The sequence below is a fragment of the Aestuariispira ectoiniformans genome (assembly GCF_025136295.1).
Classification (GTDB): Bacteria; Pseudomonadota; Alphaproteobacteria; order UBA8366; family Aestuariispiraceae; genus Aestuariispira_A; species Aestuariispira_A ectoiniformans.
In genome coordinates this window covers 2,497,569-2,510,206 of record NZ_CP062788.1, presented here as the reverse complement: position 1 = coordinate 2,510,206, position 12,638 = coordinate 2,497,569, and the positions used below count along the sequence as shown (strand labels likewise).

Annotated in this window: 13 protein-coding genes; 2 read left to right on the top strand and 11 right to left on the bottom strand. The window is 57.3% G+C overall.

What is annotated here, in order from left to right:
- Window positions 1–35: 35 nt before the first annotated feature.
- Window positions 36–464 (bottom strand): Tat pathway signal sequence domain protein, encoded by a 429-nt coding sequence (locus IF205_RS11630; RefSeq protein ID WP_259779536.1) that lies wholly within the window; start codon window positions 462–464, stop codon window positions 36–38.
- 203 nt (window positions 465–667) lie between these two features.
- On the opposite strand from IF205_RS11630, the gene IF205_RS11625 reads away from it, so the two are divergent.
- Window positions 668–1,369 (top strand): DUF599 domain-containing protein, encoded by a 702-nt coding sequence (locus tag IF205_RS11625; protein ID WP_259779535.1) that lies wholly within the window; start codon window positions 668–670, stop codon window positions 1,367–1,369.
- A 7-nt stretch (window positions 1,370–1,376) separates the two neighbouring features.
- Window positions 1,377–1,817 (top strand): GNAT family N-acetyltransferase, encoded by a 441-nt coding sequence (locus IF205_RS11620; RefSeq protein WP_259779534.1) that lies wholly within the window; start codon window positions 1,377–1,379, stop codon window positions 1,815–1,817.
- Window positions 1,818–1,869: 52 nt separating this feature from the next.
- On the opposite strand, the gene IF205_RS11615 is transcribed toward IF205_RS11620, so the two are convergent.
- From IF205_RS11615 to IF205_RS11570, 10 genes are all read right to left on the bottom strand, one after another.
- Window positions 1,870–2,616, bottom strand: coding sequence for an SDR family oxidoreductase (locus IF205_RS11615; protein WP_259779533.1), 747 nt, complete (start codon window positions 2,614–2,616; stop codon window positions 1,870–1,872).
- A 13-nt stretch (window positions 2,617–2,629) separates the two neighbouring features.
- Window positions 2,630–4,069: an aldehyde dehydrogenase family protein gene (locus tag IF205_RS11610; RefSeq protein WP_259779532.1), complete on the bottom strand. Its 1,440-nt coding sequence runs from the start codon at window positions 4,067–4,069 to the stop codon at window positions 2,630–2,632.
- 26 nt (window positions 4,070–4,095) lie between these two features.
- The gene (locus IF205_RS11605) at window positions 4,096–5,070 is read right to left on the bottom strand and encodes an ABC transporter ATP-binding protein (protein ID WP_259779531.1); all 975 of its coding nucleotides are present in this window, start codon (window positions 5,068–5,070) and stop codon (window positions 4,096–4,098) included.
- On the bottom strand, window positions 5,067–6,062 hold the full coding sequence (locus IF205_RS11600; RefSeq protein WP_259779530.1) for an ABC transporter ATP-binding protein: 996 nt from the start codon (window positions 6,060–6,062) through the stop codon (window positions 5,067–5,069). The genes IF205_RS11605 and IF205_RS11600 overlap by 4 nt, the downstream gene beginning before the upstream one ends.
- Before the next feature lie 3 nt (window positions 6,063–6,065).
- Window positions 6,066–6,917 (bottom strand): ABC transporter permease, encoded by an 852-nt coding sequence (locus tag IF205_RS11595; protein WP_259779529.1) that lies wholly within the window; start codon window positions 6,915–6,917, stop codon window positions 6,066–6,068.
- Window positions 6,907–7,863, bottom strand: coding sequence for an ABC transporter permease (locus IF205_RS11590; RefSeq protein WP_259779528.1), 957 nt, complete (start codon window positions 7,861–7,863; stop codon window positions 6,907–6,909). Before IF205_RS11590 ends, IF205_RS11595 begins: the two co-directional genes overlap by 11 nt.
- A 74-nt stretch (window positions 7,864–7,937) precedes the next feature.
- A complete protein-coding gene (locus tag IF205_RS11585; protein ID WP_259779527.1) occupies window positions 7,938–9,419 on the bottom strand; it encodes an ABC transporter substrate-binding protein in 1,482 nt (493 codons plus the stop codon).
- 56 nt (window positions 9,420–9,475) lie between these two features.
- Window positions 9,476–10,456, bottom strand: a complete 981-nt coding sequence (locus IF205_RS11580; RefSeq protein WP_259779526.1) for a P1 family peptidase — start codon at window positions 10,454–10,456, stop codon at window positions 9,476–9,478.
- Window positions 10,453–11,739 (bottom strand): acetylornithine deacetylase/succinyl-diaminopimelate desuccinylase family protein, encoded by a 1,287-nt coding sequence (locus tag IF205_RS11575; RefSeq protein WP_259779525.1) that lies wholly within the window; start codon window positions 11,737–11,739, stop codon window positions 10,453–10,455. The genes IF205_RS11580 and IF205_RS11575 overlap by 4 nt, the downstream gene beginning before the upstream one ends.
- Before the next feature lie 35 nt (window positions 11,740–11,774).
- Window positions 11,775–12,554 carry a FadR/GntR family transcriptional regulator gene (locus IF205_RS11570; RefSeq protein WP_259779524.1) on the bottom strand — a complete coding sequence of 260 codons (780 nt, stop codon included), beginning with the start codon at window positions 12,552–12,554 and terminating at the stop codon, window positions 11,775–11,777.
- Window positions 12,555–12,638: the final 84 nt, after the last annotated feature.

The window sequence follows — 12,638 nt, the reverse complement described above, 5'->3', positions numbered from 1 at the left end:
CCTTCCGGCCAAAACAGCGGATTGGCTTCCGCCCGTTATTTAATGAATTTGATTTGCGTCCGTGTCGAAACAGTCGTTATGGCGGTACAGCTTTTCTGCGCGCCGTCACTGCCCGAACACTGTGGCACATCATTTAGTAAAAGCTGGCTGATCTCCTTACAGGGCATATCCTTGACCGGGAAGGCTTTGACGACCGTCTTCCCGGCTGCCAGAGGTGCGGTCTCAACCATCAATTGTCTGGCGATCACCCCATCGGCATCGAAGACAACGAGATCCAGCTTGTAGCTTTGAAAGGCTTGGCCGCTGTTGTTCTGCAGCATGAAATACATGTTGCACTGATTACCGCGCGTTTCCGCTTTGTTGAGCTCAATGCTGACTGCACCACCCTCCGCGGCAACGCCGACCGATGCATAAAACAGCACTGCCGCGGCACAGGCGACTGCCCCAATTCTGTGACCCCACATGGCTATATCCATTGAAATTCATACCCTATTTCCGGCGGAGGATAGTGCAAATAAAAGTGATACTCAATATTAACTTTCTCATAAATTGTGTTCACAATCGTCAGATCGCCATAATCAATTGTGACGATTTTGAACAGGAAAGCTGTTCTTTTTCCCTTGCAGTCAATGGGTTATAGTGGAGGTAACATTGGATTGAGGTTACCATGGCTGACGCCACGCTTTACGACTACATCGGGGTTGCAATCTTCTTTGCAAGCTGGGTCGGCTATACGATTTTTGCCGATAACTACACCAAGTCCCCAACGCTGATTACGATCATGCATGATCATCGCGCGGCCTGGATGCATCGTATGCTGGAACGGGAAAACCGTGTAGTGGACGCGCAGATTCTTGGTCTCACCATGCGAAATGTCGCCCTCTTCGCATCCATTTCCGTCCTGATACTGGGTGGGTCCGTGGCCATTCTCGGGTCTTTGGAAAAAGTCCGTGGCCTTGCCAGCGATCTTGCCTTCGTTCAGGAAACCAGCAAGGCGATGTGGGAGATCAAGCTTCTGATTCTAAGCACGATCTTCATTCACGCCTTTTTCAAGTTTGCCTGGTCACTCAGACAGTTCAACTATACGGCCACCCTGCTGGGTGCCGCGCCGTTGAATGCATCGGAGGAGGAGTTCAGTGAAATCCCGGAAGCTCTCGCCTCGCTGGGGTCTCTGGCGGTCAAAAGCTATAATCAGGGGATCAGAACCTATTATTTCGGGCTGGCCGCCCTTACCTGGTTCCTGCACCCGCTGTTGATGGCGTTGGCAGGTGTGTGGATTGTCCTGGTCATGTATCGCCGGGAATTCCGCTCCCGTACTCTCAAGACCCTGATCCAGGCGGAAAAAGCCCGCAAAACAACAAAAAAGTGACACCGTAATGATTACGATTGAGAAAGCCGTACCGGGCGATTTCCCGGCGCTCGTTGACCTGTGGGAAGGCTCCGTTCGCGCGACCCATGACTTTCTAACCGAAGAGGATATTGCCTTTTTCAGAAATGGCTTGCTGAATGAATGGCTGGAGGCTGTCGGCCCCTATTGCGCACGCAATGACGACGGTGAAATCCTTGGCTTTGTTGCCGTGGTCGAGGGCAATATCGAAATGCTGTTCATAGACGCCAGCCGTCGCGGGCAAGGCGTCGGCAAGGCACTCTTCAATTTTGCCAGAACGTCCCTTCAGGCGACGAAGGTAGACGTGAACGAACAAAACCGACAGGGCGTGGATTTCTACCGGCATATCGGTTTTGACGTCATTGGCCGCTCAGAAAAGGATAGCACTGGAAAGCCTTATCCCCTGCTCCATATGCAACTGAGCGCCTAACACTAAAAACTGTTCCCCCGGCCATCGTGGACCGGGGGAACCGAAACATTTCCTAGATGCAACGCCCGCCGTCGACTTCCATGCAGACGCCGGTCAGGAATTCCGCCTCGTCCGAACACAGGAACAGGGCGGCATTGGCAATATCCGTCGGCGTACTCAACCGGCCAAGCGGAATGGAAGACTTGAACTGGGCCCGCTTTTCAGGCGTATCCTCGCCCATGAACAGGTGCAGCATGCCGGTTTCACCTGCCACGGGGTTAATCGCAACAACCCGGATTTTCTCCGGCGCCAGCTCCACAGCCATGGATTTGGTCAGCGTGATCGCCGCCCCTTTGGACCCATTATACCAGGTCAGGCCCGGGCGCGGCCGGACGCCGGCCGTAGACGCCACGTTCAAGATTACCCCGGCCCCACGTTCCCGAAATTTCGGCACGGACGCCTGCGCGCCCAGATAGATGGATTTCACATTCACATCAAAAATGCGGTCAAACTCGTCTTCCGTAACCTCCAGCATCGGGCGGTTGCGATGGGAATAGCCGGCATTATTGACCAGGATGTCGATGCCACCCCATTTCTCGCAGGCTGCATCAATCATCGCGGTTACGTCATCGCCTTTACTGACGTCGGCAACCACGGCAATCGCATTCTCGCCAATATCGGCGGCGACCTTTTCGGCCGCCTCGCCGTTGAGATCGGCGATAACAACCTTTGCCCCTTCGGCCACGAAACGGCGGGCAATCCCTTCACCGAAACCGGAGGCGGCCCCGGTTACGACGGCAATCTTGTTTTCGAGACGCATAGCTCTTCCCCTATCAGTTATGGTTCACGGCAATGGTTTTCGAGGTCGAGAAGCCATAGAGCGCTTCAAACCCTTTCTCCCGGCCATGACCACTACCCTTCATACCACCGAACGGCAGTTCCACACCGCCGCCGGCACCATAGTTATTCACGAATACCTGCCCTGCCTCGAGCTTACGTGCGAGACGCATCTGGCGGGCGCCATCGCGCGTCCAGACACCTGCCACCAACCCGTATTTGGTGCCATTGGCAATACGCAGGGCATCCGCCTCGTCCTTGAAGCGGATCGCCGCCAGCACGGGGCCGAATACCTCTTCCTGCGCCAGTCGATGGTCCGGCGACACCTCGCCAAAGAATGTCGGGGCCACATAGAAACCGCCATCCGGCGCATCGCTGACAATCTTACCCTCGCCCAGAACCGGTAAACCGCTGGCCTTCGCATCGGCAATGAAGCCTTTGACGCGGTCGCACTGCTTGGCATTGATTACCGGGCCGACATTCAGGTCCTGCAAGGCCGGACCAACCTGCAGGGCGTTGAAGGCGTCGGCAATTCGTCCGACGACTTCATCATAGATGCTGTCCTGGATCAGAAGTCGGCTGCCTGCAGAACAGGTCTGGCCCGCGTTCTGGATTGAGGCATTGACCAGAAACGGTAGAGCAGCATCAATGTCGGCATCAGCAAAGACGAGCTGAGGTGATTTCCCTCCCAGTTCCAGCGTGACGGGAATGGTGTTTTCCGCCCCGGCCTTCTGGATCAGACGGCCAACTTCGGTGGAGCCGGTGAAAGAGATATGGCGCACGCCCGGATGCGACGACAGCGCCGCCCCGGCCTCGCCGCCAAAGCCCGTTACAATATTCAGGGCCCCTTTCGGGAAACCGGCCTCCAAAGCCAATTTGCCGATATAAAGCGCCGTCTGAGATGCATCCTCGCCCGGTTTCACCACACAGGCATTACCCATGGCAAGTGCCGCACCCACACTGCGCCCGATGATCTGCATCGGATAGTTCCAGGGAATGATATGCGCGGTAACACCATGGGGTTCACGCACCGTCATCACGGTATATCCATTCTTGTAGGGAATGGTTTGCCCGTGCAGCTTGTCCGCCGCCCCACCGTAAAATTCGAAATAACGGGCACAGGCGATCGCATCGGCCTTGGCCTGTTTCAGTGGCTTGCCAACATCCAGGGCTTCCAATTCGGCCAGCTTGTCAGCGTGATCCAGAACAAGCGCGCTTAACCGGAACATGAGGCTGCCGCGCTCCGCAGCGTCCAGTTGCCCCCAGTCACCATCGAGGGCGTTTTGCGCCGCGGCAACCGCCTTGTCGACGCTGGCCTGTCCACCACGGGCAATTTCCAAAAGCGGCTGACCATCACTGGGGTTCAACACCTGAATGGGCGCTACGCCTTCTTCAGCACACCACTCACCGTCGATCAGATGTAATGGGTCAAACATGTTCTTTCCTTCCCACAGACTTAATCTCACGCAAAATGGCAGGCCGCTTTGCGATTGGCTGAAATATCTCTAAGGACCGGCTGTTCCACACGACAGCGATCCTGCACATGCGGGCAACGCGGCGCATAGGGGCAGCCGGTGCCCGATGCTTCGACAACAGGCTCTTCCTGTTTGGCGCGCCGACGGCGAAGCCCCCGTCGGCTTGGGTCCGGATGAGGAACCGCATCCAGCAGCGCCTTGGTATAGGGATGATGAGGGTCAGTGAAGACCTCCGCCGTCGGGCCTTGTTCAACAACGCGGCCCAGGTACATAACCACCACATCGTCGGTCACACAGCGCACAACGCTCAAGTCATGGCTGATAAACAGATAGGTCAGGCCCAGTTCCGCCTGCAGGTCGTTCATCAGGTTCAACACCTGTGCCTGGACAGAAACATCAAGCGCGGAGACGGGTTCATCGGCGACGATCACATCGGGCCGCGTGATCAGGGACCTGGCGATTGCAATACGCTGACGTTGCCCGCCGGAGAATTCATGTGGATATTTGTCCGCCGCCGACGCGGGTAACCCAACCGCCTCCAGGACCTCCAACACCATCCGGCGCCTTTCTGCGCGACCGACCCTCGGGCGCATCTGCTCCAGAGGTTCGGAAATGATCCAGTCCACCTTGTGACGCGGGTCCAGCGACCCATAAGGGTCCTGGAAAATAATCTGGAGATGGCGGCGCATCGCCTTGAGCTCTTTGGCAGGCAGGGAATAGATATCCTGTCCGCGCAGTATTACCGTGCCTTCCGTCGGAGCCTCCAAGGCCAGAATGGCCTTCGCCAGCGTGGATTTCCCACAGCCGGACTCACCGACAATGCCGAGGCTGCGCCCCGCATCCACTGACAGATCAATACCGTGCAATGCGCGGAACTTGTCGCGCGGTTTGAACAGACCCTCCCGCGGCAGGTCGTAATCCCGCACAACCGATTTAACTTCCAGAAGCGGTCCCGTTGTCATGACAATGCCTCCTCCCGGATATGTGGATGATAGCAGGCGACCTGATGACCATCCCCCACGGTGTCCATGCATGGCTTGCTGTCACATTCCAGGCTGTGACGGTCGCAACGCGTGGCAAAGGCGCAACCCGGCGGACGATTTCCCGGTTCCGGCACCATCCCTGCAATGGCGGGCAGATAAGGCCGCGATGCCGTGCTTTGCAGGGCAACCGTATGCGGTGATGCCGCGAAAAGCGCCCGCGTATAGGGATGGGCCATTGTATGGAAGACATTGTCTGTCAAACCCTGCTCAACCACCTGCCCCGCATACATGACCATCACCTGTTCAGTGGTCTCAGCCACGACGCCGAGGTCATGGGTGATCATGATAAGCCCCATATTCTTTTCCTCGGCCACATCCATAATCAGGTCCAGAATTTGTGCCTGCACCGTCACATCCAGTGCTGTTGTCGGCTCATCCGCGATCAGAAGTTCCGGTTCGCAGGCAAGAGCCATGGCGATGACCACGCGCTGGCGCTGACCACCGGAAAGCTGATGGGGGTAGAGGTCTGGCGAGAAACGCGGTTTTGGCAGACCAACACGATCCAACAGTTTCGCCGCGCGTTGCCCCGCCTCTGCCTTCGATATGTTGAGATGCAGGAGCATTCCTTCCGCGATCTGCTGCCCGATCGTCATAACCGGGTTCAGGGCCGTCATCGGCTCCTGAAAAATCATGCCGATATGCCTGCCACGAATGGCACACATTTCTTCTTCCGTCAGGGACAGAAGGTTTTGCCCTTTGAAGAGAATTTCCCCGCTGGCCTGCATGGCATCCGGCAAAAGCCCCATGACCGCCATCACCGTCATGGACTTCCCGCAGCCGGACTCGCCTACGAAACTGGCAGTTTCACCGGGTTCCAATGAAAAGGAAACATCATCCAGGATCTTCAACTCCCCGCCGCCCAACGGGATGGAGAGCTTCAGGTTGCGGATATCGAGAAGCTTATCTGCCATATCCTATCGCTCCCGCCGCAAACGTGGGTCCAGAATGTCCCGAAGGCCATCCCCCATCATGTTCAGCCCCAAGACGGACAAGGTAATCGCAACGCCCGGCATAATCGCCAGTTGCGGCGCAAAATAAATCATCGTCTGCGCCTCGTTCAGCATACGCCCCCAGCTAGCTTGTGGCGGTTGTGCGCCCAGCCCCAGATAGGAAAGCCCCGCCTCTGCCAGAATGGCGAGGGCGAACTGAATAGTTACCTGCACGATCATCACGCCAGCGATATTGGGCAGGATATGGTCGATCGTGATCGACACCCCGCCTTTGCCGGCCACGCGGGCGGCCATCACATAATCGCGCTTCCATACCGGCAATGCAGCACCACGGCTGAGCCTTGCGAACACCGGGATATTGAAAATCCCGATGGCAATAATGGCATTCACAGCACCGGGCCCGGCCAACGCCGTGATCATCACAGCCGTCAGCAAGGCAGGAAAGGCAAAGGCGAAATCGTTGAAACGCATGACGAGGTCGTCGACCCAACCGCCCTTGGCTGCCGCCATCGTCCCTAGTGGCACGCCAAGACCAAGGCCGATCCCCACCGCCACAATGGAAACCAGGATAGAGTTCTGGGCACCCGCCATGATCATGGACAGAATATCCCGCCCGTAGTGGTCGGTCCCCAGCCAGTGATCCCATCCGGGCGCGGCCAATTTATGCGCGATATCCATCTTCGCCACGGAATATGGCGTCCAGGCGACGGACAAAATCGCCATGACGACCAATACCAGCGTTATCAGCGCACCAAGCAGGAAGGAGCGATTGTGGAGCCCCTTGCCCAGCACTTCCATGAGCGACTTAATGGCCATGAGCGCCTCCCCGCAAACGCGGATCAAGCAATCCGTACGTCAGGTCCACAATGAAATTCACCAGGATCACACTGACGGCCAGAAGGACAATCACGGTCTCCACAACAATCAGGTCCCGTTGGGCGATGGCCTGGAAGATCAGACGGCCAAGCCCCGGCAGGGTGAAAACGCTTTCGATGATAATCGTCCCGGCCAGCAGGAAGGAAAACTGCAGCCCCATAATGGTCACAACCGGAATCAGGGCATTACGCACCGCATGACGCCACAGGGCTGTTCGCCGGTTCAGACCTTTGGCACGCGCCGTACGAAGGTAGTCCTCTGTCAGGGTTTCCAACACCGAGGATCGTGTCACACGCGCCAGAATGGCCGCCTGCGGCAAGGCAAGCGATACCGCCGGCAGCAACAGGGATTTCACCGCAGGCCAGACGCCCGCATCCCAACCGGCAAAACCACCGGCGGGAAGCAGCTTCCATTCAACGGCAAACAGCAGGATAAACAAAAGCCCCAACCAGAAATTCGGCACCGCCACACCAATCTGGGCGAGGCCCATCACGGCCGCGTCAGGGGCCTTGCCATGTTTTGAGGCTGAATACACGCCAAGCGGAATAGCAAGCACCGTCGACAGGACAATCGCCATGATCGCCAGCGGCAGGCTTACGACAACACGATCCGCCACCAGTTCCGCCACGGGCACGCCATAGGTATAGCTGTTACCGAAATCACCAACGAAAAAGCCCGATATCCACGAGATATAGCGCTGCATCAGGGGCTGATCGAGCCCCAGTTCCGTGCGCAATGCCGCAAGCGTATCGGGCTGGGCATTCACACCCAGCATGACCTGCGCCGGATCGCCAGGCAGCACTTCGAGGACCAGGAAGACCACAATGGATGCTACGAGGACCGTCGCCACCAAACTCATCAGGCGATAAAAAATGAATGGAATCATGGTCGTGACCGTTGCCGGAGGGACCGGGGAACCGTAAAAACCGGTTCCCCGCTACAGTTACTTCAAAACAGGCCTTATTGGGCCCAATGGACTTCCGTCAGGTCGTTGGCCTGGATCGGGCTGTTTTCCCAAAGTCCCTGGACTTTGGCATTCCAGACACCCTGCTTGGGCAACTGGAACAGGAAGACATTGACTGAATCCTCCGACAGCTTGCGCTGCAGGTCACCCATGATCTTCTTGGCTTCTTCCGGGTCCAGGGTTGCAACGTACTTCTTGTACAACTCCTTGAATTCCGGGCTGTGATAATTGAAGTAATATTTATCACGGGCGTAGATTTCGATATCTGCCGGTTCCGTGTGAGACACGATGGTCATATCGTAATCGGTGCGCTTGAAGACCTGATCCAGCCATTGCGCCCATTCCAGAGGAATGATCTCCACGTCAACGCCGATCTCTGCCAGTTGTGCCGCAATGATCTCACCGCTGCGGCGGGCGTAGGACGGCGGCGGCAGCATCAGCCGCAACGTCAGACCATCGCCATACCCGGCTTCGGCCAGCAGTTTCTTGGCTTCGTCCTGGTTTAAGGGATAACGGCCTGTCAGATCCACATAGGCCGGATTATGCGGCGCCACATGCGACCCGATCAGTGCGCCCTGCCCGAACATCGCCCCATCAATGATGGACTGACGGTCCAGCGCATAGGCAATGGCCCGGCGGACACGTATGTCGTCGAACGGTTTGGCTCCGTTATTGAGGGCGAGGATGGTTTCACCCTCTGTCGTCCCGACGTGGACTTTCAGGTTGGGGTTTGCCTCCATGGCCGGAAGGGCTTCCGGTGCCGGGATATTGGCAAAGGCATCCAGATCACCCGCCATCATCGCAGCGGTCGCGGCAGAAGGATCGGATACGAATTTGAAGGTTGCCGATGCCAGCGCGACTTTGTCACCCCAGTAGTTGTCATAACGAACCAGTTCAACCCGGTCGCCCTTGACCCAGCGTTTGAATTTGAACGGCCCTGTGCCAACAGGATTGGTCTTATTGTCGGCGGCGCTGGCCGGATCGACGATCACCGCATCGCCCCAGGCCAGGTCGGATAAGAAGGTGCCTGTCGGTTCCTTGAGCGTAATCGCCACTTTGTCCGATGCCGGACAGGCGATTGAGGAAATCGGGGCAAACAACCGCTTTTGCGCATTGACGCTGTCGTCGGCCATCGCGCGTTCGAAACTGAACATCACGTCGGAGCAATCAAATACGGCCCCGTCGTGAAAGGTCACCCCATCATGCAATTTGAAATTATAGGTCAATCCGTCCTCGGAGACCGACCAGCTTTCCGCCAGGGCCGGTTTAACCTCACCATTGCGGTCAATACGGGTCAGCCCTTCAAAAACATTGGCATAGACCACTTCATCGATTGCCGCGGCAGAGCCTGCCGTCGGATCAAGATGCGGGGGTTCCAGTACCATTCCCATGGACAGGCTGTCCTTGGCCTGGGCCCCTGCAGTCATTGCGGCAAACGCAATACCGGCCACCCCCAATGTAATTATTTTGCGCTTCATCACTCTCTCCCAGTCAATCCGGATTCTTTTTGTCACAGCCCGTTACTTTCTTGTTCCTAAAGGTCCTTATATGCCTTCAGGCTTCCAATACTTTCCGCCTCATAGACGCCCCGCGCCACAGAGCGCGCAACGCTATCGGCAGCCAACATACCCAGCCTGGCCAGCTCGCCTACCGGGTCTTTCAGGTCTCGCTTGCCAGTAGATATGACAAATATACTGTCGCCATCCAAGGGCGAATGAACCGGTCGAATCGCCCGGGCAAAGCCGTCGTGAGCCATGATCGCGATCCGTTCCGCCTGTGCCTTGGTCAACGTCGCATCCGTCGCCACCACCGCCAGGGTCGTATTGGCGGCCACAGGCTCCTGAAATTTGAAATCCATATCCGCACAGGGGCCTTCCGGCGGCACCTGACCACCCAATTCACCATCCTGCTCCAAAGGCCAGGACCAGAACGTCTTGGTCCCCGGCATGACAACAGACCCAAGGGGATTGGCCACAACCAGCGAGCCGACGGTGAAGTCATCCGTCACGAATGATGAGGTTCCCAGACCGCCTTTGAGCGTTCCCGCACGTGCGCCAAGCCCCGCCCCGGCGTTGCCGAGAGCAAAATCGACGGACACAGCATCCGCCGCCTGCTGCGCCAGGTCACGATAAGGAGGTTCTTCCCCCCAGTCCTTGTCGCCGCCGCTCAGAAGGTCAAAGATGATTGCAGAAGGAACGATCGGAACCAGCGCCTCCCCGACATGAAGGCCACGACCACGCGCCCGCAACCAGGACATCATGCCTGACGCCGCGTCCAGCCCATAGGCCGAACCGCCACTCAAGACCAGCGCGTGAACAGCCTCAACGACACAGGCAGGGTTCAGGGCGTCTGTCTCACGCGTGCCCGGCCCGCCGCCGCGCACATCCACCGCTGCTGTGACCGGCTCATCCGGGAGGATAACCGTTACACCGCTGCGAACTTTCTTATCTTCCGCGTTACCGACCTTGATGCCCGCAACATCCGTGATGCTGTTCCTTGTGCCCGAGCGGATCACGGCTGCTCCCCATTCAACAGACGCAGGGTGGCCATTGCCATGACTTTCGCGGAATTCAGCATATCGTCGATACCGACATATTCATCCGGCTGATGCGCCAGATCCAGAATCCCCGGGCCATAGGCAATGCAATCCTTCAGATGACCGACACGCGCGATATGCTTTTGATCGTAAGTACCCGGCGAGACGACCTGCTCAGCCGGCTTGCCAAGCACGCGTTCAATCTCTTCACTGACCACGCGCACAACCGGCGCATTGGCGTCCGTCATGGTCGGCTCAAAGGACAGTACATCTTTCACGTCATAGGAAAAACCGGGCCGTTCCTCTTTCAGCTTTTCCAAAATTCGACGCACTTCCAGGCGCACTTCCTCCGGGTCCTCTTCGATCAGGTAGCGCCGGTCCAGGACCAGACGGCAGCTATCCGGCACCAGAGGACTGGGCAGCCCTTCAAAGTCTTCTTCCAACCCGCCATGGATCGAGTTGATATTCAACGTGGACTGACGTGCGCCCTCCGGAACAACCGGCATATCCGTATGTTTACTCGCCAGATGCGGCAGCAGTTCCGTTTCAACCTTGTGCAGGAACGCCCCCATGTGGCGCACGGCGCAATCCCCAAGGAACGGCATGGAACCATGCGCGATACGGCCATGGGTCTCGATTTCCGCCCACCACACGCCACGGTGCCCGATGCAGACACGATCCACATTCAGCGGCTCCGGGATAATGACATGATCGACCTTGGGCCTGGAGAAGTAACCCTTCTCCGCCAGATAGCCCACGCCGCCGTAACCGCCGGATTCCTCATCCACAGAACCGGAAATCTCTATCGTGCCGGGGAAGTCGATACCGGATGCCAGAATCGCCTCGACAGCAATGATCGAGGCAGCGAGCCCGCCTTTCATGTCACAGGCACCGCGTCCGTAAACCTTGCGATCCTTCACTTCGCCGCCGAAAGGATCGACAGTCCAGCCCTTGCCAACCTCGACCACGTCGATATGGCTGTTGAAATGAACGCAGGGGCCTGGCCGTTTGCCTTCAATGCGGGCCACGATATTGGTCCGCGGATATTTGTCACTGTCGCCCGGCGTGCCGACACCGCGCACATATTCCACATCGAAACCGAGTTTCTTTAGACGGCTCCCGATATATTCCGCGCATGGCGTGTAGGCATCCCCCGGCGGATTGACCGTGGGAATACGGATCAGGTCCTGCGTCAGAGAAACGAGTTCTTCCTCCCTCTCATCCACAAGCTTGGCAAGCTGCTCGGCATAATCCAGTGACATGATACTTTCCTGTTCTCGTCTCTGTCGGCCCCTGATCAGGGCACCAACATCAGGTTCTCCGAAACGACCCCTTCCAACTCCAGCGTGAAACGCTCTGCGAGTTCCATATGTTCCCGCATGAGCCGTCCCACTGCCTCGCGGTCTTCGCGACGCAAGGCATCAATGAGTTGGCGGTGAAAGTCCCGGTTGACTGTTGTGAATTTGTCGAAGGCATCGGGCACGTCGGTACGCAGCCGGATGAAATCGCGCAGAAGGTCGCTGATAAAGCGGCTATGGAAGGACAAAAGCGGGTTCGGGCAGTATTGCGCCAGCAGGACATGGAAATCCAGCTCCGCCTGACGAACCTTCATCTGTTCCGATTCCTTATGCCCGGAACAGGCACAGCAACCAACGCTTTCCTCCAGGCGCGCGAACGCTTCCTCATCCAGGTGACCGACGACACTGACGGCCATTTCGACCTCGACGGCCTTACGGAATTCGTAAACCTGTTCCACTGTCAGGTTCTGGAAATGCATGTAGTTGCGCAACAGTTCGGTGGACCGGTCATAGCTGACTTCCGCCAGAACAGCGCCGCCGTTCGGCCCGGTACGAACATTGATCAGGCCCTGCACCTCCAGCGACTTCAGTGCTTCCCGCAAGGTCCCTTTCGCACAATCGAACAATGCGGCCAGATCCCGCTCCTGCGGTAATCGCTCTCCGGCCACCTTATGCTCGGCGATAATCCAGCGTTTGATTTCCTCGGCGATCATATCGGACCGCTTCCGCTTTTGCGGAACACGCATCCCCGATCCCAATGTCGCCTCTCCCGAAGTCACGTTTATTTTTCCTATTTATACGAATAAATATAAGAAATCGTAGCCTTCCTATTTTTGACTGTCAACAAGCGATGAAAAAACACA